The following is a 21,775-nucleotide window of genomic DNA, read 5'->3' on the forward strand; positions in this document are numbered from 1 at the left end:
TAACATCGTGTTGACCGCTTGGTGCAAATGGCGGGCAAGTTTGGCGCCCGAGGCACAAAAAGACCTTGATTGCCCGCCAGTTTGGGCGGCCTAATCCCCTTTTCGAGGCCCTGGGCGCCCCACATCGCCGGGCGCGCCGTTTTCATTGCGATTGGTTCATGCCCCAGCTTCTGCACCACAAGCTCGATCCCGCCAGCCGGCTGATCCGGCTCATGTTTGCCGAATACGGCATCGAGGTCTCCCTCGTCGACGTGGCGCCGTGGCGCCGCGATCCCGATTTTCTCGAGATCAATCCCGCCGCCACCGTGCCGGTGATGCTCGACGAGCCCTTCGGCCCGGTGGTGGGAGTGCTTGCCGCCATCGCCCATATCGAGGCCAATTTCGGCCCCGAAGGCCATATCGAGGCGCTGCTGCCCGAAAACGGCACCGAACGCAACGAAGTGTGGCGCCTGCTCGAATGGGTGCTTTTGAAGCTCGGGCCCGAGGTCACCTCCTATCTGCTGGAGGAAAAGCTCATCAAGCGCGACCTGCGCTCGGGCGCCCCCGAACCGTCGGTGATCCGCATCGCCAAGGCCAATCTCGCCGAGCACCTGGCCTATTTCTCCTGGCTCTTGGCCACGCGGCGCTGGCTGGCCGGCGATACGCTCACCCTGGCCGATTTCGGCCTCGCCGCCCATATCTCGGTGCTCGACTATATGGGCGACATCGCCTGGGAGAAGGCCGGGGAGATGAAGGACTGGTATGCGCGCATCAAGTCGCGTCCCGCCTTCCGGCCGCTGCTCGCCGACCGCATCGTCGGCATGCCGGCCTCCTCCACCTATGCGGATCTCGATTTTTGACGCCAGAGGGCGACAGGCTGGTGGCCGAATTGCGGGCCCGCGCCACCCAGCTCGGCTTTGACAGCCTCGGGATCGCCCGGGCCGATGCGCGGCCCGACCTCGCCGCCCGGCTCGGTTTCGCGCTCGATGCGGGCTGGCACGCCGGCATGGAATGGATGGAAACCACGCGCGACCGCCGCCAGCGCCCCAACGCCCTCTGGCCCGAAGCGCGCTCGATTCTGATGCTGGGCACCAGCTATGCGCCCGAGACCGATCCCCTCGCCCGCCTCGCCGATCCGGGGCTGGCCAATATCTCGGTCTATGCGCAGGGGCGCGACTATCACGAGGTGATCAAGGGGCGCCTCAAGGAACTGGCCGGACTGCTGGCCCGCCGGAGCGGCGCCGAGGTCAAGGTGTTCGTCGATACCGCGCCGGTGATGGAAAAGCCCCTGGCCGAGGCGGCCGGGCTGGGCTGGCAGGGCAAGCATTCGGTGCTGCTGTCGCGCCAGGCGGGGTCGTGGCTGTTCCTGGGGGCCATCTTCACCACCGCGGAATTGCCCCCCGACGCGCCCGAGACGGAGAAATGCGGCAGTTGCACGCGCTGCCTCGACATCTGCCCCACCGATGCCTTCCCGGCCCCCTTCCGGCTCGATGCGCGCAAATGCCTCGCCTATTATTCGGTCGAGCACAAGGGCCAGATCCCGCTGCGCTTCCGCAAGCCCATGGGCAATCGCGTCTTTGGCTGCGACGATTGCCTCGCCGTCTGCCCGTGGAACAAATTCGCCCGCCGCAGCCGGGACGACAAGCTCGCGGCGCGTCCGGCGCTGCGCGATGCGCGGCTCACAGACATGCTGGCGCTCGACGATACAGCGTTTCGCGGCATGTTCGCCCAGACGCCGGTCAAGCGCCTCGGCTCGGCCCGCTTCCTGCGCAATTGCCTCGTCGCGGCGGGCAATTCGGGCGATCGCGACCATCTGCCGGCCATCGCGCGGCTGCTGCGCCATGACAGCCCCCTGGTGCGCGGCATGGCGGTCTGGGCCGCGCGGCAACTGGCCGGGCCGCGAGAGGCCGCCGCGCTGCGGGCCGGCAATGACGAAACCGATCCGGAGGTGCTGGCCGAATGGACCCATTGACGCTTTTCGTCTTCGGCGCCGGCTATTCGGCCCGCGCCGCCATCAGGGCACTCGGCCCCGACGCCCGGGTCGCCGCCACCACCCGCACCCCCGAGACGGCGGCGGCGCTGCAGGCATCGGGGATCGCGGCCCATCTCTTCGAAGGGACCGCGCCGGGCGTCACATTGGCCGCCGATCTGCGCGCCGCCACCCATGTGCTGATCTCTATCGCTCCCGATGCGGCGGGGGACCGGGTGCTCGCCCACCACGCCGCCGACATTCTCGCCGCGCCGCATCTGGCCTGGATCGGCTATTTCTCCACCATCGGGGTCTATGGCGACGCCGGGGGCGCCTGGATCGACGAGACCGCGCCCACCGAGCCGCTTTCGGCCCGCAACCGCTACCGGCTCGATGCCGAAGCGGCGTGGCGCGATCTGGCGGCGCAAAAATCCGTTCCCCTTGCCATCCTGCGGCTGGCGGGCATTTATGGGCCGGGGCGCTCGCCGTTCGACAAACTCGCCGCCGGCACAGCGCGGCGCGTCAACAAGCCCGGCCAGGTGTTCAACCGCATCCATGTGGACGATATCGGGGCCATCACCGCCCATGCGGCGCGGGCGCGGCTCGACTGGGTGTTCAACATCGCCGATGACGCGCCCGCCCCGCCCCAGGAGGTCATCGCCCACGCCGCCGCTCTCATGGGAATGGCGCCGCCGCCCGAGATCGCCTTTGCGGAGGCTGACCTCTCCCCCATGGCCCGCAGCTTTTATGCCGGCAACCGCCGCGTCTCCAATGCCAGAATCAAAGCCGCCCTGGGCTATCGTCTCCTCTACCCCACCTATCGCGAGGGCCATGCGGCGCTCCTGACGCAACGCCACGATTGACGAAACCCTTTCCACCCCCTATCTCGCTGCGATGGTCAAGAAGGCAACAACATCGGCACCCTCCCAGCGCATGCTTCGCGTCGGCGAACGCGTGCGTCACGAGATTTCGGCATTGCTCGCACGCGGCGAGATCATCGATCCGCTGCTCGAAACGGTCACCATCACCGTGCCCGAAGTGCGCATGACGCCCGATCTCAAGCTCGCCAATGTCTATGTCATGCCGCTCGGGGGTGGTGATGCGGAGGAGGTGGCCGCGGCGCTCAACGCCCATGCCAAGTTCATCCGCGGCCGGGTCACCCCGGCGCTGGGCCTCAAATACGCGCCGCAGTTCCGCTTCTTCGTCGACGACACCTTCGACGAATTCGGCCGGATCGATGCCATTCTGCGGTCCGATCGCGTGCAGCGCGACCTGGGGCCGCGCGAGGACGAAGACGAATAGGGAATATTTCGGTTTGAGCGACGCTCCCAGGAAACGCGCCAGGCGCGATCTGTCCGGCTGGCTTGTGTTCAACAAGCCCTATGACATGAGCTCCACCGAGGCGGTGGGCAAGCTGCGCTGGCTGTTCGGCGCCAAAAAGGCCGGGCATGCGGGCACGCTCGATCCGCTGGCCACCGGGGTGCTGCCCATCGCCTTCGGGGAAGCGACCAAGACCGTGCCCGCCGTGCAGGACGGCACCAAGGTCTATCATTTCGACATCGTCTGGGGTGCCGCCACGGCGACCGACGACACCGAGGGCGAGGTCATCGCCACCTCCGACATCCGCCCCGACCACGCCGCCATCGCGGCGGTCCTCCCCCGCTTCCGAGGGGTGATCACCCAGATCCCGCCGGCCTTTTCGGCCATCAGGATCGGCGGCGAGCGCGCCTATGACCTGGCGCGGGCCGGCGAAAAGCTCGACATGCCGCCGCGCCAGGTGGAGATCGACGCCCTCGAGATCGTCACCCACACCGAGGCGCGGACCCGGCTGTCGGCCACCTGCTCGAAGGGCACCTATGTGCGGGCGCTGGCCCGCGACATCGCCGAGGCGCTGGGCACCAGGGGCCATGTGGGAGCGCTGCACCGCGCCCGGGTGGGCGGGTTCACCGATGCTGACGCCATCAGCCTCGACGCGGTCGAGGCGGTGGAAGGGCCGGCGCGCGACGCGCTGCTGCTGCCAGTGGCGGCGGGGCTGGCCGAACTGCCCGAGATCGTGATCGACGCCCGCCAGGCGGTGACCCTGAGGCTGGGCAATCCGGTGCTGCTCACCGGGCGCGACGCGCCGGTCCAGCTCGACGCGGCCTGGGCCAGCCTCAAGGGCGAGGCGGTGGCGCTGGGCATGGTCGAGAACGGCCAGTTCAAGCCGCGCCGGGTGATCCTTCCGTCCGGATAGAACGGGAGGAGCGTCTCGCGGCCGCTTTCTCTTTACCGTTCGGGCACGAAAGGCTAAAGGTTTGAGGGTCCACGAGGATTGGCCACATCCCGATGTCAAAGACAGCCCCGCAAACCGGAGCCGCCTCCGCCGATCCCGTCGCCGGGAAGCCCATCGATCACCCGGCCCGCTCGATTCCCATCATCTTCTACCTGGCCTTTCTGATCGCCGTGGTCGTGCTGCCGGCCACCGCCTTTACCGCGGTGCTGCTCGCCCGGCACAATGTGGTGCAGGAAGAAACCGTCGAGACCTTCACCGTGGCGACCACGCGCTCGGTGGTGCAGTCGGTGGAGCGCGAGATTTCGGGCATGATCACCACCCAGAGGGTGCTGATGAGCATCGAGGCCCTCGATGACGGCGCGCTCGCCGCCTTTCACGAACACGCCCAGACCGCGCTGTCGGGCACCGGATCGTTCCTCATCATCGCCGACGCCGATTTCAACCAGCTTCTCAACACCCGCGTGCCTTTCGGCGCGCCGCTGGGGCCGCTGTCGGAAACCGAAGCGGCCGGAAGGGCGCTGCAAACCCCAGACGCCGTGGTCTCCGACGTGTTTTTCGGGCGCACGGCCGAGGATTACGTTTTCAATGTGGTGCGCCAGCGGCCCGGCATCGAGCCGCCGCAACTGGCCATCCTCACCCAGAGCGCCGCGTCGCTGTCCAATGCGCTCCTGACGCGCGAACTGCCGGCCGGCTGGCATGTGGCGCTGGTCGATTCCGACAATAACGTCCTCGCCGCCTCCCAGGATTCGGCGCGGGTGGGCGAGCCGCTGTTCATTCCCTTGCATGAGGGGCCGGGCACCCCGACGCGCTGGCGCGACCAGCAGATCGGCAATGAGGATTACAAGACCATCACCCAGCATTCGATCCTCACCGGCTGGTATGTGGTGGTGTGGGCGCCCGAATCGGTGGTCTATGGCGCGCTGCGCACCACGCTCTCCTGGCTGTTGCTGGGGGCGCTGGCCATTGTGGGGCTGGCGTCGGCCGCCGCCGCGCTCATCGCCCGGCAGATCGCCCGCTCGGTGCGCGGGCTGGCGCGGCAGGCCCAGGCCATGGGGGCGGGCATCGACATCGTGCCGGTGGCCTATCCGGTGCACGAGCTCGCCGAGGTCTCCCAGGCCATGTCCGACGCGGCGGCCAAGCGCAGGGCGGCGGAAACCGAGGCCCGCTTCCTGATGCGCGAGGTGGCGCACCGCTCCAAGAACCAGCTCACCGTCATCTCGGCCATGGCCAAGCAGACGGCGCGGGGGGCCGACAATGTCGAGAAATTCGTCGAGAATTTCCAGAACCGGCTCTATGGCCTCGCCCGCTCCACCGACCTGCTGCTGGCCCATGGTACGCAGGGGATCGGCCTGCGCGACCTGTTCCGCACCCAGATCGATCCCTTCCGCCCCGAGGACCCGGCCCGGGTGGTCAAGACCGGGGTCAATGTCTATCTCAACGTGCAGGCCGCCCAGGTGATGGGCATGGCGGCGCACGAACTGGCCACCAATGCCTCCAAATACGGCGCCTTTTCGCGCGATGGCGGCAAGCTGACCGTCAACTGGAACCGGGCCGGGGGCGGGCGCCTGCACCTGGTGTGGCGCGAATACGTCCCCGACTTCACCCCGCCCTCCGAGCGCAAGGGGTTTGGCACGGTGGTGCTGGAGACCATGGTGGCCGGCGCCCTCAAGGCCGATGTGGAGCGCAAGGTGCACGCCGACGGCATCGAATGGGTGTTCTCCATCCCCCTGGACCAGATCGACCCCGACCGCGACTCCCCCACCCCCGAAGAGCTCCGGCCGGAGCTGTGATGTAGCCCTTGACGACAAGGGAGACCGGGACCACATTGCAGCATGAAGCCCATCACCTATACGCGTGACGCCCTGAGGTCGCTGCGCCGGATGCCGGTGAATACGTCACGGCGCATTCGGGACAAGATCGAGGCCTATGCCCGTGACCCGGAGAGTCAGGCCAACAATATACGCGCCCTCAGGGGCCGTGATGCCATTCGGCTGCGGGTGGGCGACTGGCGGGTGATCATGGAGGACGGCGCCGTGCTTGCCGTGCTCGAGGTCGGACCGAGAGGAAGTGTTTATGACCAATGACACGATCACCATTTCCCGCGCCGAGTATGAGCGCCTGGTCGAGATTGCGGAGGAAATGGACGACATCGCCGCTTTCGACCGCGCCATCGGGCGCATGGCGCGCGGCGAGGATGAACCCGTCCCGGCCGCCTTCGCCGACCGTATCCTTGCGGGCGAGAGCCCGGCGCGGGTTTTCCGCGAGCTTCGCGGGCTCACCCAGGCCGCCCTCGCCGAGCGCTCGGGGGTGAACCGCGTCCAGATCGCCGACATCGAGAGCGGGCGGAAATCGGGTTCGATCGCGACGATCCGCAAGCTGGCCCAGGCCCTGGGCGTCGCCATGGACGACCTTGCCTGACCGGTGCCCGGCGGCCCATCGCCGGCCCGGCAGAGAAAAAACTTCTCATTTGCGCGCCGATATCCTATAGGAGCGCCATTGTCGGGCCCCCGGCCCGGCGGCAGAACCGGCCATTCCTGGACGACATCCCGGTCATGGCGTCACCTTACTCCTTATCATCGAAAGGAAATTCCGATGTCGATTACGCCCGAGCGCAAGGCTGCGCTGATCAAGGAATATGCAACCAAGGACGGCGATACCGGCTCCCCGGAAGTCCAGGTCGCCATCCTCACCGAACGCATCACCAACCTGACCGAGCATTTCAAGATCCACGGCAAGGACAATCACTCCCGCCGCGGCCTGCTGAAGCTCGTCTCCACCCGCCGCTCGCTTCTCGACTATGTCAAGCGCGGCAACGAAGCGCGGTACCAGAGCCTCATCGAACGGCTCGGCATCCGCCGCTAGGTTCTGAGCATGGTGCGAGGCCGGCGGGATACGCTGGCCTCGCATCGCATGGTTCGCCGGCAATAGGGCTGGCGGATCGACTGCCGGAAGCGCCCTTCAAAGGGGCATGGCAGGATCGCCGGGGATTTCACGGGTCGGGAATCCCTCGCCATCTTGTCCATGTTCCGGAAACTTGAGGGCCGGTTTCGGCGCCATTGGCGGCAACCGCCGGCCGCGCCGTTCGCGCGCCGCGGCGTCACCGCCCAAGAAGGAATGTCTTGAGATGACCATCAATTTCGACCACCACAAAGTCGAGCTCGACTGGGGCGGCCAGCCCCTGACGCTCGAAACCGGCAAGATCGCCCGCCAGGCCGATGGCGCCGTGCTCGCCACCCTGGGCGACACCGTCGTCCTCGCCACCGTGGTCTCGGCCAAGGAGCCCAAGGCCGGGATCGACTTCTTCCCCCTGACCGTCAACTATCAGGAAAAATACTTCGCCGCCGGCAAGATCCCCGGAGGCTATTTCAAGCGCGAAGGGCGCCCGACCGAGGCTGAAACCCTCACCTCGCGCCTCATCGACCGCCCGATCCGTCCCTTGTTCCCCAATGGCTACAAGAACGAGACCCAGGTCATCATCACCGTGCTGCAGCACGACATGGAGAACCAGCCCGACGTGCTGGCCATGGTCGCCGCTTCCGCTGCGCTGACCATTTCCGGCGTGCCCTTCATGGGCCCGATCGGCGCGGCCCGCGTCGGCTATGTCGATGGCGAATACGTGCTCAACCTGCCCATCGACCGCCGCGACGATTCCAAGCTCGACCTCGTGATGGCCGGCACCGCCGATGCCGTCCTGATGGTGGAATCGGAAGCCAAGGAACTGTCCGAGGACGTGATGCTGGGCGCCGTGATGTTCGGCCACGCCCAGAGCCAGAAGGTGATCGACGCCATCATCAAGCTGGCCGAACTGGCCGCCAAGGAGCCGCGCGACTTCGACCCCGAGGACATGTCCGCCCTCGAAGGCGAAATGCTCGCGATGATCGAGACTGAGTTGCGCGACGCCTATAAGAACACCGACAAGCAGACGCGCTATGCCGCCGTCGACGCCGCCAAGGCCAAGGTGAAGGCGCATTTCCTCCCCCTTGAGGGCGAAGCTCGCTTCACCCCCGAACAGGTCGGATCGGTGTTCAAGTCGCTGCAGGCCAAGGTGGTGCGCTGGAACATCCTCGACACCAAGACCCGCATCGACGGCCGCGACCTCGAAACCGTGCGCCCCATCGAGGCCCAGGTGGGCATCCTGCCGCGCACCCATGGCTCGGCGCTGTTCACGCGCGGGGAAACCCAGGCGCTGGTGGTGGCGACGCTGGGCACCGCCGATGACGAGCAGTTCATCGATTCGCTCGAAGGCACCTACAAGCAGAACTTCCTGCTGCACTACAACTTCCCGCCCTATTCGGTGGGTGAAGCGGGCCGCATGGGTTCGCCCGGACGCCGCGAGATCGGCCATGGCAAGCTCGCCTGGCGCGCCGTCAATCCCGTCCGCCCCTCGGCCGAGGAATTCCCCTATACGCTGCGGGTCGTCGCCGAGATCACCGAATCCAACGGCTCGTCCTCCATGGCGACCGTGTGCGGCACCTCGCTGGCGCTGATGGATGCCGGCGTGCCCATGAAGAAGGCCGTGGCCGGCATCGCCATGGGGCTGATCCTCGAGGGCGACAAGTTCGCCGTGCTCTCGGACATCCTCGGCGACGAGGACCATCTGGGCGACATGGACTTCAAGGTGGCCGGTACCCAGGACGGGGTCACCAGCCTGCAGATGGACATCAAGATCGCCGGCATCACCGAGGAGATCATGAAGATCGCCCTGGCCCAGGCCGGCAATGGCCGCAAGCACATCCTCGCCGAGATGGCCAAGGCGCTCGACACGGCCCGTTCGGAAGTGGGCGAATTCGCCCCGCGCATCGAGACCATCAAGATCCCCACCGACAAGATCCGCGAAGTGATCGGCACCGGCGGCAAGGTGATCCGCGAGATCGTCGAAAAGACCGGCGCCAAGGTCAATATCGAGGATGACGGCACCGTGAAGATTTCGTCCTCGGACGGCAAGCAGATCGACGCGGCCATCAAGTGGATCAAGTCGATCACCGACGAGCCGGAAGTGGGCGAGATCTACCAGGGCACCGTGGTCAAGACCGCCGATTTCGGCGCCTTCGTCAATTTCTTCGGCGCCAAGGACGGGCTGGTGCACATCTCCCAGCTGGCCGACCAGCGCGTGGGCAAGACCACCGACGTGGTCAAGGAAGGCGACAAGGTCTGGGTGAAGCTTCTGGGCTTTGACGAGCGCGGCAAGGTCCGCCTCTCCATGAAGGTCGTCGACCAGGAGACCGGCACGGAACGCGCCAAGGGCGAAGACGACGACGCCTAGAGCGTTTCCAGCAAAAGTGGACACCACTTTTGCGGTTCGGAAACGCGACGGATCAAAGTCTTAGAGCTCCGGTTCTGATTCAATCAGAACAGGAAATGCTCTAAGCGCCGGTTCGCATCGTTCTGAGAAAATTCACCGGCGCCCCGCAAGGAGCGCCGGTTTTTTTCCGCTCGCGCGGGCGGTTTTTTTCTGCCTGCCTGTCGGGATCGATATTCCGCCAACGTCCTTATGGCTATGCAACCCAGGATGGGAGAGACAAAATGCGCTTTATGGTAATGATCAAGGCTTCCCCCGACAGCGAGGCCGATATCGACCCCGAGGAGGGTCTGCTGCTCAAGATGGGCCAGTACAATGAGGAGCTGGTCAAGGCCGGCATCATGATCGACGGGGCCGGGCTGATGTCGAGTGCCAAAGGCGCCCGCGTCACGGTGGACAATGGCAAGGCCATGGTCACCGACGGCCCCTTCTCCGAGATCAAGGAAGTGATCGCCGGCTTCTGGATCTGGAATTGCGCCTCGCTCGAGGAGGCCATCGCCTGGGTGGCCAAATGCCCCATCGCCCACGGGCAGAACCGCTTCGAGATCCGCCAGATGCACGAGCTCGAGGATTTCGGCACCGAGGGCGAGGGCTATGAGCAGCACAAGAAGGTCGAGGCCCAGCTCGCGGCGCAGAAGGGCACCTGACCGCCGGCTTTTTCAGAGCGGCCCCCGTCCCTCGGGCAGCACCCGGTGGGGCGGGGTGTGGCCATCGAGGAAGGTGCGGATGTTGACGATCACCGTCTCGCCCATCTCGATGCGGCCCTCCAGCGTCGCCGAGCCCATATGCGGGGTGAGGATCACCTTGTTGGCGCGGGCCAGCTCGAGCAGGCGCGCATTGACGCCGCGCTTGTGCTCGAAGACGTCGAGCGCCGCGCCCGAAAGATGCCCGCTCTCGACCAGTTCGGCCAGCGCCGCCTCGTCGAGCAGTTCCGGGCGCGAGAGATTGACGAGGAAGGCCCCCCGCTTCATCAGACCCAGCCGCTCGGCCGAGAGGATGTTGTAGGTGTCCCGCGTATGGGGGGTGTGCAGCGACACGATGTCCACATGGGCCAGCATCTCCTCGAGGGAGGGCCACCAGGTGGCGCCCAGCGCCTCCTCGATCTGCGGCGCCTTGCGGGCCCGGCCGCAATAGTGGATGGCGAGGCCGAACACCCGGGCCCGCCGCGCCACGGCGGTGCCGATCCGCCCCAGCCCGACGATCCCCAGCGCCTTGCCCCCCAGCCGCCGTCCCAGCATCCAGGTGGGCGACCAGCCCGGCCAGGTGCCGTCGCGCAGCAGCACATGGGCGCCCTCGGCCAGCCGGCGCGGCACCGAGAGGATCAGCGCCATGGCCATGTCGGCGGTGTCCTCGGTGAGGACCGAGGGGGTATTGGTGACGGTGATCCCCGCCGCATGGGCCGCCTCGACGTCGATATTGTCGAAGCCGTTGCCGAACTGGGCGATGAGCCGGAGGGAACCCGGCATGCGGGCGATCAGCCCGGCGTCGATGCGGTCGGTGATCGAGGTCACCAGCACCTCGGCCTCGCCGGCCGCCGCCAGCAGCGCCGCCGGATCGAAGGCGATGTCCTCGGGGTTGAAGCGCACGTCGAACAGCGCCGCCATACGGGTTTCGACCTGCTCGGGCAGGCGGCGGGTAACGACGATCTTGCCCTGCTGGCGTGTCACATGATCACCTTGTTTGCGCGCCAGGACAACACCGTCCGCCAGCGCCGTCCCGACCCGGTTTCCCATCCGTTTTCAGCGACCATTAAGATCGCGGCGCTAGTGTTAGGGAAAAACCGGTGCCCTGCAAAGTCCCGGCGCAAAACAAGACCCCCGAATCCCGATCGCGGTTTCCCCGGCCGCCCCCCGGGCGCCGGGCTTAGACAAGAAAAGAGTTCCTTCGTGCGTTTCGCTCACTGGCTTCGCGTCCTCCTCGCCGTTTCCGCCCTCGCCGCCGCCGGTTTCGTCCCGGTCGCGGTGATGGCGCAGCAGGTGGGGCAGTCGAGCGGCCTGCCCATTCCGCGATTCGTCTCGATCCGCAACGCCCCCACCAATGTGCGGGTCGGCCCCGGCACCAATTACGCCATCGCCTACACCTTCCTCCGGCCCGGCATGCCGGTGGAGATCACCGCCGAGTTCGACACCTGGCGGCGCATCCGCGACGTGGAGGGCGACGAGGGCTGGGTGCACCAGAACCTCGTGGTGGGCGACCGCATGGCGCTGGTCGCCCCCTGGCAGCAGGAGGGGGCCTTTGCGCTGCGGGCCTCGGCCTCGCCCGAATCGGGGGTGCGGGCCTGGCTGTCGCCCAAAATGCTGGTCTCGGTGCGCGGCTGCGACGGCGTGGCCTGCGAGGTGCGGCTCAACCATACCGGCGAGACCGGCCGCACCACCACCTATCAGGGCTATCTCGCCCAGGAGGTGCTGTGGGGGGTCTATGAGGGCGAGATTATCGACTAAAAAGGGATAGCGGGCCTTACCGGTAGCCCATGATCCGGCTTTCCCCGGTGCGGGCGGAGTAGACCAGCAGCTTGCCCAGAAGCGGGGTGCCATAGCCCGCGATCCATTTGACAGCCTCATTGGCCATCATGGTGCCCACCACGCCGGGCAGCACGTTGACGACGCCGACCAGTTCGCAGGGCGGACTGTCCTCGGGATTGGGATCGGCGGGATAGAGCCGCTCAAAGCCCGGCCAAGGGGTGCCGTCCTCGCGGCGGAGATGGGGGGCGAAGACGGTCACCGAACCGTCGAACGGGCCCAGCGCCCCCATGACCAGCGGGATCGAGCGGTCGCGACACACGCCCGCGACGAGGCGCTTGGCGGCAAAACTGTCGGTGCCCTCGATGACGAGGTCGGGCGCGCCCAGCAGCCGCTCGGCCGTGCCCTCGTCGAGCCGTTCGACGCGGGCGAAGGCCGCGATCTCGGGGTTGAGCGCCATGGCGAAGCGGGCGGCAGTCTCGGCCTTGGACTGCCCGATATCGGCGTCGCGATAGATCACCTGCCGGCCCAGATTGGAGACCGCTATGGTGTCGTCGTCGATGATGGTCAGCCGCCCGATGCCCGCCCCGGCCAGATAGGCGATGACCGGCGCCCCCAGCCCGCCGGCCCCGACCACCGCCACATGGGCGGCGCTGAGCCTTTGCTGGCCGGCCCCGCCCACATCCTTGAGCACGATATGGCGGGCATAGCGGGCCGACTGGCCCGGGGTCAGCGCCATGGGTCAGCGATCCCCCACCGGCAGGGCGAGGAAGCGCCGGTCGGGGCCCTCGAAGCCGTGCGACCAATAGGAGAGCACCGCCACCGCCGAGCCATTGTCGAAGGCGTTGAAGGGCAGCATGACCCCATAGAACTTGTAGGTGATGACGCAGCCGCGCGAGGCCGGCACCCGGCTGTCGCTATGGAGCTCGGCCCGCTCGCCGTCGATCTCGCGGATCAGGCGATAGCCCATGGGATCGCCCTCGAACCAGTCGCAATCCTGGGTCGAGGGGGCCTTGAAGATTTCCAGCGACAGGCGGTAGTCGCCCTCGGTGCCGTCCAGCCCCCAGATGGGGATGGCGTAGTCGAGGGCGAGGCCCTCGTCGCCCGCCGCCTCCCCGTCGCCGCGCAGGGCGATGGGGATGGCCGGCCGGTCGATGGCCAGTTCGGTCAGCGCCTTTTGCGCCGCCGCATGCGCCGCGTCGCGGGCTTCGCCCAGCGCGGCCATTTCGGTGTCGATGCGGGCCCGGAACGGGGAGCCGCCGGCGAAGCGGTCGGTGTCGAGATCGATGATGGCGATCTCGGAATAGGGAAAGCCCGAGCCGTCCTGGATGCCGAACTGTTCGAAGGCGAAATAGCGCCCGTCCTCAGAATAGCCGATGGCGTCGAACTGGGCCCGCTCCGCGGCCACCGCGCCGCCTGTCGCGCAGAGGCCGAGCGCCAGAACCGCGCTAGCCAGCCATCCCCGTCGATCCAAATCCGTTTGCGCCACGATCGGTCTCCTCAAGCTCCTGCACAGATTCGAGCGCCAGGTCCGGCACGGCGGCGAACACCATCTGGGCGATGCGGTCGCCGCGCCGTATGGCGAAGGGCTCGGCGCCGTGATTGACGAGGATCACCTTGACCTCGCCGCGATAGTCGGCGTCGACCGTTCCCGGCGCGTTGAGCACCGTGACGCCGAACCGGGCCGCCAGCCCCGAGCGGGGGCGCACCTGCGCCTCATAGCCCTCGGGCAGCGCCAGGGCGAAGCCGCAGGGCACCAGCGCCCGCTCGCCCGGCGCGAGCGTCATCACCTCATCTTCGCCCAGCGCCGCGGCGAGATCATGGCCAGCGGCGGCGCGGCTCTGGCGGACCGGCATGGGGAGCCCTTCCCCATGCGCGAGCCATTTGAAGCGGACCGCCATGCCTATTTCTGCACCACGGCGTAGAGTTCCGCCGGCAGGTCGAGATCGGAGGCGAAGAGATCGGTGAAGGGGATGGCATAGCTGGCCGACTGCCCGTCCGCCGCGATGGCCATATTGGTGTCGGTGATGGTGCCGCCGGCGACCGTCATGGTGATCGCGTGGCCCTCGAACATGGAGGTGATCATCGCCATCATCTGCGGGTCGTCGCGAGCGCCGGTGTCCTCGGCCATGGCCTCGGCGATGTCGCCGGTGGGGAAGGAGACGCGCACCTGCCCGCCGCCGATGGCCGCGATCACCGGCCCGCCGCCCTCGGCGTCGAGATCGAGCTCGGCGAAGGGGCCGCTCTGGACCACATGGCATTCCATCATGTCGCCGCGCTCGATGAGCTCGCCCTCAGCGCAGAATTCGTCCTCGCCCTCCACCGACTGGGCCATGATCATCTGGTACATGTCGGCGGCCATGGCGGTGACCATGGTGGCCTCGGCCTCGGTCTGGCTCTGGATGTCGATGGTCATCTCCACATCCATGCAGGCGGCGAGGGCCAGCGTCAGGAGCCCGGCTCCCGTCAGGCGGGCGGCGGCAGTGATCAGGGTCATTTCCTTGTCCTCAGCATTGGGCGCCCGCGGTCCCATGGGCGCGTTCCCGGATTTGCGGGCACAATGGGTGGAAACGGGCCGGCTGGCAAGCCGTCCGCTGGCCGGTTGCGGCCCTCAGGCCCGCAAATGCGCCGCGATGCGCTCGGCCAGCCTTTCGCCCACCGCCGCCTTGCTCAGCGCGCCCCAGTCCTCGGCCGAATCACCGGCCAGAAAGAGGATCGCCGTGTCCGCGCCGCCGAACACCCCGGTGCCGGGGCTGACATCGTTGGCCAGCAGCCAGTCGCAGCCCTTGCGGGCCAGTTTGGCGCGGGCATGGGTCTCCAGATTCCCCGTCTCGGCGGCAAAGCCGATGACGAGGGCCGGGCGGCGGTCGGCGGGGAGATGGGCGATGCCGGCGAGGATATCGGGATTGGCGATAAATTCGAGCGCCGGGGCGGTGCCCGCCGCGTCCTTCTTGAGCTTGGCCGGAGCCGGTTCGGCGATGCCCCAATCGGCCACCGCCGCGGCGAACACCGCGATATCGGCGGGAAGCGCCGCCGCGACCGCGCGCTCCATCTCGAGCGCGGTGGTGACGGGGACGATGGTGCAGCCCTTGGGCCGGGCGAATTCGGCCGGGCCGGTGATGAAGGTCACCGCGGCGCCCCTCGTGGACAGCGCCTCGGCGATCGCCACCCCCTGGCGGCCGGAGGAGGCGTTGGAGAGGTAGCGCACCGGATCGATGGGCTCGCGGGTCGGCCCGGAGGTGACGATGGCCCTTTTGCCCGCGAGGGGCAGCGCACCGCCTCTGCGGGCGAAATGGCCCTCCATGGCCTCGAGGATGGCCTCGGGCTCGGCCATGCGCCCGGGCCCGTATTCGCCGCAGGCCATGTCGCCTTCGTCGGGGCCGACCAGCGTCACCCCGTCACTGATCAGCGTCTCGATATTGCGGCGGGTGGCGGCGGCCTGCCACATGCGCACATTCATGGCCGGGGCGGCGAGGATGGGGGTGTCGGTGGCCAACAGGCACGTGGTGGCCAGGTCGTCGGCCAGCCCATGGGCGAGGCGGGCAAGCAGATGGGCGCTGGCCGGGGCGACGACGATCAGGTCCGCCGAGCGCGACAATTCGATATGGCCGATCTCGGTTTCCTGCGTCAGGTCGAAGAGTTCAGTGAGCGCCGGCCGGCCGGAAAGCGTCGACAGCGTCAAGGGGGTGACGAACTGGGTGGCGCTCTGGGTCAGCACCGGCTGCACGCTGCCGCCCGCCTTCTGGATCAGCCGGATCAGATGGATCGCCTTATAGGCGGCGATGCCGCCCGAGACGATGAGGAGGATATGCTTGCCGGCTAGGGTCACAGGGCACCTTTGATGACGATGACAAGGGCGATGATCGCCAGCCCCATGGCGACCAGCGTCCCCCATTTCAGCGTTTCGATCAATGGGTCGCGCCGCGACTGGCGGATCTGGTCGGCTTCGAGCCGCCCCAGCACGGTTTCGGCGCGGCGGGCGATGGAGGGCAGGCGCCGCACGAGGTCGAGGGCCTCCTCGGCCGCCTCGCGGGCCAGGTCGAGCTTGCCCTGCGGCCCCACGGCGCGGCGCACCCAGGCCGACACCACCGGCTCGGCGGCGGTCCACATGTTGAATCTGGGGTCGAGGATGCGGGCGGTGCCCTCGACCAGCACCATGTTCTTTTGCAGCAGCACCAGCTCGGGCCGCGCCTTCATGTCGAACAGCTCGGTGACCTCGATCAGTTGCGCCAGCACCCGCGCCATGGAGATCTCGTCGGCCCCGCGCCCCACCAGCGGCTCGCCGATGGCGCGGATCGCCTGGGCGAAATCGTCGATGGTGTGGGTGTCGGGCACATAGCCGATATCGAGATGGCGCTCGGCCACCCGCCGATAGTCGCGGGTGATGAAACCATAGAGGATTTCGGCCAGGAAGCGCTGCTCGCGCCGGCCGATCCGCCCCATGATGCCGAAATCGACCGCGACGATGCCGCGCCCGTTGCGGTCGGCGAACAGGTTCCCCGGATGCATGTCGGCGTGGAAATAGCCATGGCCGATGGCCTGGCGCAGGAAAGAGCGAATGAGCGTATTGGCGAGGGCCGGCCGGTCGATCCCGGCCGCGTCCAGCGCCTCGGTGTCGCGGACCGGGATGGCGTCGATCCAGCTCGTGGTCAGCACGGCGCGCGCGGTCTGCTCCCAGAACACTTCGGGCACGTGGAAATCGCCATCGTCCCGAAGCGTGTCCTTGAGCTCGGATATGGCCGCCGCTTCCATGCGCAGGTCCATTTCGAGCTGGGCCGAGCGGGCCAGCGCATCGACCACCTGCCGCCCGTTGAAGCGCCGGGCCGAGGGCAGGAAGCGCTCGGCCACCCCGGCCAGGACATAGAGCCCGTCGAGATCGCGCAGGAAGCGCTCCTTGATATGGGGGCGCAGGAGCTTGACGGCCACGATGCGCGGGCCATCGGGGGTGGCAAGCGTCGCCTTGTGCACCTGGGCGATGGAGGCGGCGGCCAGTGGCGGGGAAATCTCGGTGAGCGAAGCGGCCTTGTCCCCCAGCGCCTCGGCCAGCAGGCCCGGCACCAGCCGCGCGTCGAATGGCGGCAGCGCGTCCTGCAGCGCGGCGAGGTCGGAGGCCACCGCAAAGCCCACGATGTCGCGGCGGGTGGCCAGCACCTGGCCGAACTTGACATAGACCGGGCCGAGCCGGGTCAGGGCATTGGCCAGCCGGGTGACGCGACCGGTCTTGCGCACGTCGCGCTTCTCGATCAGCCGGGCCATGGCGACCAGCAGCCGCGCCGATGGCGGGATCGGCTGGCCCTCGGCCAGCGAGAACGCCCCTTCGCGCGCCAGCACATAGCCGGCCCGGGCGAGCCTCAGATAGGTGCCCAGCCCCATGTCAGACTTTCCAGCCCCCGTGCAGGGCCGCGATATTGCCGCTCATGGGCGTATGGGTGACGCGCCTGAACCCCGCCTCGGCGATCATCGCGGCAAAGCGCTCGGGATCGGGAAAATTGCGGATCGATTCGACCAGATAGCGGTAGGGCTCGGCGTCCCCGGTCACCATCTTGCCCATGGGCGGGATCAGCGTATCGGAAAAGAGATCATAGAGCCGGTCGAGGCCCGGCACGTCGACGTGCGAGAATTCGAGCACCAGCAGCCGCCCGCCGCGCCTGAGCACGCGATAGGCCTCGGCCAGCGCCTTTTCGATGCGCGGCACGTTGCGGATGCCGAAGGCGATGGTATAGGCGTCAAAGCTCTTATCGGGGAAGGGCAGCTCCTCGGCATTGGCCTCGACGAACTCCACATTGGAGGGATAGCGCCAGGTTCTGGCCCGTTCGGCGCCCACCGCCAGCATGTCGGGGTTGATGTCGGAGACGGTGACCTGGGCAAAGCCATGGCTGGCGTCGAGGATGCGCATGGCGATGTCGCCGGTGCCCCCGGCCATGTCGAGCACGCGATAGGGGCGCGCGCCGCCGCGCGGCGGGGCCAGCCGAGCCACCATCTGGTCCTTCCACAGCCGATGGATGCCGCCGCTCATCAGATCGTTCATCAGGTCGTAGCGCCGCGCCACCTTGTGGAACACATCGTTGACCAGGTCCTGCTTGTCGCCGATCGGCACGGTCCGGGTGCCGAAATGGGTGGTCTGGGCGGTCTCGGTCATTGCGTGCCTCTCTTGCTTGCGGGCGGCGGGTCCGGTTATGGGCTTGGCCGGTCCATAACGCAAGCGCAAGCCGCCTGCATAATCGTCCCGGAGCCGCGTCCATGCCCGAACTGCCCGAAGTCGAAACCGTGAGGCGTGGCCTTGCACCGTTTCTCGAAGGCGCGGTGATCGAGAGCGTCACCCTCAACCGCCCCGATCTGCGTTTTGCCTTCCCCGAGGGCTTTGCGGCGCGGCTGTCCGGCCAGCGCATCGAGCATCTGGGCCGGCGGGCCAAATATCTGCTCGCCACCCTCTCGGATGGCGGCACCTGGCTGTCGCATCTGGGGATGACCGGGGGTTTTCTCGTTTCGGGGCAAAGGCTCGACGAACCCAGTCGGCTCCTGTCGAGCAGCCCGGCCGGCAAGCACGTCCATTTCGAGGCCCGTCTCCTTCATCCCGAGCACGGGCCGGTGCGCCTCGCCTATACCGACCCCCGGCGCTTCGGCTTCATGGCGCTCTTTCCCCTCGGCGCCGCCAATCCCTATATCGATCCGCTCGGCCCCGAGCCGCTGGGCAATGCGCTCGACGCCCTCACCCTCGCCATGGCGCTCCAGGGCAAGCGCGGGCCGATCAAGACCGTGCTGCTCGACCAGCGGGTGATCGCCGGGCTGGGCAATATCTATGTGTGCGAGGCGTTGTTCGGAAGCGGTATCGACCCGCGCCGCCCGGCCGGCAGCCTTGCGGCCGAGGAGGTCGGGCGGCTGGTCGTCGCCATTCGCGACGTGCTCGACGCGGCCATCGCCGCCGGGGGCTCAACCCTGCGCGATTTCGCCAATAGCGAAGGCCAGCCGGGCTATTTCCAGCACAGCTTCGCCGTCTACGGCCATGAGGGCGATCCCTGCCCGCGTCCGGGCTGCGGCGGGCAGATCGCGCGCATCGTCCAGGCCGGGCGCTCGAGCTTTTTCTGCCCGGTCTGCCAGCGCTAGCGCGTTTCCAGCAAAAGACTTAGCACTCCCGGGCATGTATCGACGACGCATTGACTCTTGCCGGGGAGCTTTCTATAGAGCGGCCTTCGTCGGGGTGGACGGCTTGTCCGCCCCTTTCATTTCCGGTTGTGCTCGCCGCCTGAGGCGGAGTGAGCACGCAAGGCATACCGCCACGAGGAACCAGATGGCAAATACACCTTCGGCCAAGAAGGCCACCCGCAAGATCGAAACCCGCACCGCGATCAACACCGCGCGCCGCAGCCGCGTGCGCACCTTCCTGCGCAAGGTCGAGGAAGCGATCGCCTCGGGCGACAAGGACGCCGCCGCCGCCGCCCTGCGCGCCGCCGAGCCGGAATTGCAGCGCGCCGCCGGCAAGGGCGTGTTCCACAAGAACATGGCCGACCGCAAGGTCTCGCGCCTCGCCAAGCGGGTCAAGGCGCTGGGCTGAACCCGCCCGCTCACCCGATCGACCCGATAGGGTTTGTCCCTAGAGAACAAGTTTTCACGACCCCCGCCAGGGGGTCGTTTCGTATCCGGCGGCGGCTCGGAAATTGCGTAATATTTCCGTCATCCCGGCGTCATCAAATGGTCACGGAGGCGGCTGGGAGGCCGGGGGCGGAAAAAAAATTCATTGGGACTCAAAACGGACCCAACGTGAATCTGCAAGGAGTCCCATAGCCTTAATTTTTCCTCTCCGGGAGCAGACTCGCACCCCCGCCCGGCCGGGGGAGAGTCAAGAGCAATTTTGAGTAAAACAGCGGTTGTGCGCAAAAAAATGGCTGTCTAAAATGGCCTCGTTGGATCAGAAAGAGGGCGGCGAAAGACAAGTCTAGAGCCAACCTCGCCCGGTCGATCCGGGGCTTTTCGAAAAGATGCCAGGACGGGACAACCCCTTTGCGGGTCCGGTCAAGTTCTGCTGAAGTCGAACGGCCTCGCCGTCTCGGGTTCAACATCGAAAGACGCGTTTTCGTCTTTGTCAAAGGCACCGTCGTGCCGATTTCAATTTGGTTCAGGTAGGGAGCCGCATCCTTAAACCAGATGCGGAAAGCGTTTTTTTGTGCCCCATGGGGGCGTATCGGGGAAGCATGGGCGCCTCAGGGCGGGCGCCACGAAAAACAGAAAAGAGGCACGGGAATGGATTCGATCGCGGCTGCGGATCGCGTGACATGGGGACAGACTGGGGACCGGCTTGGGGCCCCGCAGAACGAGGACACCACCAAAGGGGATGAGGCGATGACTCCGGACGCCGAACAGGTCTGGCTGCGCACGCGGGCGCGGCTTCGGGCAGCGGTCGGGGAAGACGTGTTCACGTCCTGGTTCGCCCGGCTCGAGCTCGAGGAGGTCGTGGGCGACCTGGTCCATCTCTCGGTCCCGACGCGCTTCCTGTGCTCCTGGATTCAGTCCAATTACGTCGAAAAGATTCTCGATGCCTTACGCCAGGAAGACGACGGCATTGCCCGCCTGCACGTCACCGTGCGGGTCAACGGCCAGGCCCGGCCGCGCCTGGTGACGGCGAGCGAACCCCCGGTCGAGGCGGAGCTGCCGCTGCAGCCGGCCGCGCCGCGTCCGCTGCCCGCGCTGGTCAGCCCCGGCCCGGCCCAGCCGGCCGCGCCCGGCGACGCGCTCTCGGGATCGGCGCTCGACCGTAAGCTCACCTTCGACACCTTCGTGGCCGGTGGCGCCAACGAGATGGCGCTCGGGGTGGCGCGGCAGGTGGCCTCGGCGGCCGCCAACAATGTGGTGACCTTCAACCCGGTCTACATCCATTCCTCGGTGGGGCTGGGCAAGACGCATCTGCTCAACGCCATCGCCTGGGCGGCGGGGGCGTCCGACACCACCCGCAACATCGTCTATCTCACCGCCGATCATTTCATGTATCACTTCATCACGGCGGTGAAGAGCCAGTCGGCGCTGGCCTTCAAGGAATGGCTGCGGCGCATCGACCTCTTGCTCATCGACGACATGCAGTTCCTGCAGGGCAAGTCGGCCACCGAATTCGGCCACACGCTCTCGACCCTGATCTCGGGCACCAAGCAGGTGGTGGTGGCCGGCGACGCGCCGCCGCGCGATCTCGACATGCTCGACGACCGGGTGCGTTCGCGGCTGTCGGGCGGACTGGTCATCCCCATCGCCCCCTTCGATCCGGAACTGCGCCGCGCCATCGTGCAGAAGCGCGCCGACCAGGCGACCTCGCGCTTTGCCGGGCTGAGCTTTCCGCCCGCCGTCATCGACTATATCGCCCGCTCGATCGTCTCCCATGGGCGCGATCTCGACGGGGCGGTCAACCGGCTGGTCGCCGCCAACCAGCTGACCGGCGAGCCGATCACCGTGCCTCTGGCCGAAAAGACCCTGCAGGACCTCATTCGCAACCGCGAGACGCCGCGGGTGCGCATCGAGGACATCCTCAAGATCGTCTCGCGGCACTACAAGGTGGCGCGCACCGAATTGCTGTCCTCGCGCCGCTCGCGCGACGTGGTGCGACCGCGCCAGATCGCCATGTATCTGGCCAAGGCGCTGACCTCGCGCTCGCTGCCCGAGATCGGGCGCAAATTCGGCGGCCGCGACCACACCACCGTGCTCCATTCGGTGCGCAAGGTGGAGCAGCTGATGAGCCAGGACGGCGACCTCACCCAGGAAATCGAACTCCTCCGCCGCATGCTGGAGGAGTGAGCCTCTTCCGCCGCTAGGCGGTT

At 67.4% G+C, this 21,775-nt stretch carries 23 protein-coding genes; 15 read left to right on the top strand and 8 right to left on the bottom strand.

Features of this window, described 5'->3' with window-relative positions:
- Positions 1-158 precede the first annotated feature (158 nt).
- The 11 genes from DVH29_RS06530 (at position 159) to DVH29_RS06580 (ending at position 10,166) form a co-directional block, all read left to right on the top strand.
- Positions 159-839 carry a glutathione S-transferase family protein gene (locus DVH29_RS06530; protein WP_114645361.1) on the top strand — a complete coding sequence of 227 codons (681 nt, stop codon included), beginning with the start codon at positions 159-161 and terminating at the stop codon, positions 837-839.
- On the top strand, positions 836-1,951 hold the full coding sequence (gene queG, locus DVH29_RS06535) for a tRNA epoxyqueuosine(34) reductase QueG (protein ID WP_114645362.1): 1,116 nt from the start codon (positions 836-838) through the stop codon (positions 1,949-1,951). Before DVH29_RS06530 ends, queG begins: the two co-directional genes overlap by 4 nt.
- Positions 1,939-2,811 (top strand): SDR family oxidoreductase, encoded by an 873-nt coding sequence (locus tag DVH29_RS06540; RefSeq protein WP_199562539.1) that lies wholly within the window; start codon positions 1,939-1,941, stop codon positions 2,809-2,811. The genes queG and DVH29_RS06540 overlap by 13 nt, the downstream gene beginning before the upstream one ends.
- Positions 2,812-2,881: 70 nt before the next feature.
- Entirely contained in the window at positions 2,882-3,250 is a 369-nt protein-coding gene (gene rbfA, locus DVH29_RS06545; protein ID WP_245944900.1) for a 30S ribosome-binding factor RbfA, read from the top strand.
- A gap of 13 nt (positions 3,251-3,263) precedes the next feature.
- On the top strand, positions 3,264-4,181 hold the full coding sequence (truB, locus tag DVH29_RS06550) for a tRNA pseudouridine(55) synthase TruB (protein ID WP_245944901.1): 918 nt from the start codon (positions 3,264-3,266) through the stop codon (positions 4,179-4,181).
- A 92-nt stretch (positions 4,182-4,273) separates the two neighbouring features.
- A complete protein-coding gene (locus DVH29_RS06555) occupies positions 4,274-6,010 on the top strand; it encodes a sensor histidine kinase (protein WP_114645366.1) in 1,737 nt (578 codons plus the stop codon).
- 42 nt (positions 6,011-6,052) lie between these two features.
- Entirely contained in the window at positions 6,053-6,304 is a 252-nt protein-coding gene (locus DVH29_RS06560) for a type II toxin-antitoxin system RelE family toxin (RefSeq protein WP_114645367.1), read from the top strand.
- A complete protein-coding gene (locus DVH29_RS06565; protein ID WP_114645368.1) occupies positions 6,294-6,638 on the top strand; it encodes a helix-turn-helix transcriptional regulator in 345 nt (114 codons plus the stop codon). Before DVH29_RS06560 ends, DVH29_RS06565 begins: the two co-directional genes overlap by 11 nt.
- Positions 6,639-6,704: 66 nt before the next feature.
- Positions 6,705-7,082, top strand: coding sequence for a 30S ribosomal protein S15 (gene rpsO / locus DVH29_RS06570; RefSeq protein ID WP_245944904.1), 378 nt, complete (start codon positions 6,705-6,707; stop codon positions 7,080-7,082).
- A gap of 262 nt (positions 7,083-7,344) precedes the next feature.
- Positions 7,345-9,483, top strand: a complete 2,139-nt coding sequence (gene pnp / locus DVH29_RS06575; RefSeq protein ID WP_114645433.1) for a polyribonucleotide nucleotidyltransferase — start codon at positions 7,345-7,347, stop codon at positions 9,481-9,483.
- 260 nt (positions 9,484-9,743) lie between these two features.
- On the top strand, positions 9,744-10,166 hold the full coding sequence (locus DVH29_RS06580) for a YciI family protein (protein WP_114645370.1): 423 nt from the start codon (positions 9,744-9,746) through the stop codon (positions 10,164-10,166).
- A 12-nt stretch (positions 10,167-10,178) separates the two neighbouring features.
- Here the strand turns inward: DVH29_RS06580 and DVH29_RS06585 are convergent, their stop codons facing one another.
- Positions 10,179-11,186: a 2-hydroxyacid dehydrogenase gene (locus DVH29_RS06585; RefSeq protein WP_281270808.1), complete on the bottom strand. Its 1,008-nt coding sequence runs from the start codon at positions 11,184-11,186 to the stop codon at positions 10,179-10,181.
- A 219-nt stretch (positions 11,187-11,405) separates the two neighbouring features.
- On the opposite strand from DVH29_RS06585, the gene DVH29_RS06590 reads away from it, so the two are divergent.
- The gene (locus tag DVH29_RS06590; protein ID WP_158541585.1) at positions 11,406-11,960 is read left to right on the top strand and encodes an SH3 domain-containing protein; all 555 of its coding nucleotides are present in this window, start codon (positions 11,406-11,408) and stop codon (positions 11,958-11,960) included.
- A 16-nt stretch (positions 11,961-11,976) separates the two neighbouring features.
- Here the strand turns inward: DVH29_RS06590 and DVH29_RS06595 are convergent, their stop codons facing one another.
- The 7 genes from DVH29_RS06595 to ubiE form a co-directional block, all read right to left on the bottom strand.
- Positions 11,977-12,717, bottom strand: coding sequence for a HesA/MoeB/ThiF family protein (locus DVH29_RS06595; RefSeq protein WP_114645372.1), 741 nt, complete (start codon positions 12,715-12,717; stop codon positions 11,977-11,979).
- Positions 12,718-12,720: 3 nt separating this feature from the next.
- Positions 12,721-13,467, bottom strand: coding sequence for a DUF2259 domain-containing protein (locus DVH29_RS06600; RefSeq protein WP_158541586.1), 747 nt, complete (start codon positions 13,465-13,467; stop codon positions 12,721-12,723).
- A complete protein-coding gene (gene dut, locus DVH29_RS06605) occupies positions 13,427-13,879 on the bottom strand; it encodes a dUTP diphosphatase (protein ID WP_114645374.1) in 453 nt (150 codons plus the stop codon). The genes DVH29_RS06600 and dut overlap by 41 nt, the downstream gene beginning before the upstream one ends.
- A gap of 2 nt (positions 13,880-13,881) precedes the next feature.
- Positions 13,882-14,475: a hypothetical protein gene (locus DVH29_RS06610; RefSeq protein WP_147276022.1), complete on the bottom strand. Its 594-nt coding sequence runs from the start codon at positions 14,473-14,475 to the stop codon at positions 13,882-13,884.
- A gap of 114 nt (positions 14,476-14,589) precedes the next feature.
- The gene (gene coaBC / locus DVH29_RS06615; RefSeq protein WP_158541587.1) at positions 14,590-15,807 is read right to left on the bottom strand and encodes a bifunctional phosphopantothenoylcysteine decarboxylase/phosphopantothenate--cysteine ligase CoaBC; all 1,218 of its coding nucleotides are present in this window, start codon (positions 15,805-15,807) and stop codon (positions 14,590-14,592) included.
- Positions 15,804-17,351 (bottom strand): 2-polyprenylphenol 6-hydroxylase, encoded by a 1,548-nt coding sequence (ubiB, locus tag DVH29_RS06620; RefSeq protein ID WP_114645377.1) that lies wholly within the window; start codon positions 17,349-17,351, stop codon positions 15,804-15,806. Before ubiB ends, coaBC begins: the two co-directional genes overlap by 4 nt.
- 1 nt (position 17,352) lies before the next feature.
- Complete coding sequence (gene ubiE, locus DVH29_RS06625) at positions 17,353-18,117, bottom strand: bifunctional demethylmenaquinone methyltransferase/2-methoxy-6-polyprenyl-1,4-benzoquinol methylase UbiE (protein ID WP_114645378.1); 765 nt, start codon at positions 18,115-18,117, stop codon at positions 17,353-17,355.
- A 101-nt stretch (positions 18,118-18,218) separates the two neighbouring features.
- Between ubiE and mutM the strand changes: the two genes are divergently transcribed.
- From mutM to dnaA, 3 genes are all read left to right on the top strand, one after another.
- A complete protein-coding gene (mutM, locus tag DVH29_RS06630) occupies positions 18,219-19,082 on the top strand; it encodes a bifunctional DNA-formamidopyrimidine glycosylase/DNA-(apurinic or apyrimidinic site) lyase (RefSeq protein ID WP_114645379.1) in 864 nt (287 codons plus the stop codon).
- 184 nt (positions 19,083-19,266) lie between these two features.
- The gene (rpsT, locus tag DVH29_RS06635) at positions 19,267-19,530 is read left to right on the top strand and encodes a 30S ribosomal protein S20 (protein WP_114645380.1); all 264 of its coding nucleotides are present in this window, start codon (positions 19,267-19,269) and stop codon (positions 19,528-19,530) included.
- A gap of 785 nt (positions 19,531-20,315) precedes the next feature.
- Entirely contained in the window at positions 20,316-21,752 is a 1,437-nt protein-coding gene (dnaA, locus tag DVH29_RS06640; protein ID WP_245944906.1) for a chromosomal replication initiator protein DnaA, read from the top strand.
- The last annotated feature ends 23 nt before the right edge of the window (positions 21,753-21,775 follow it).

The organism is Pelagibacterium lacus (assembly GCF_003345525.1).
GTDB classification, from domain to species: domain Bacteria; phylum Pseudomonadota; class Alphaproteobacteria; order Rhizobiales; family Devosiaceae; genus Pelagibacterium; species Pelagibacterium lacus.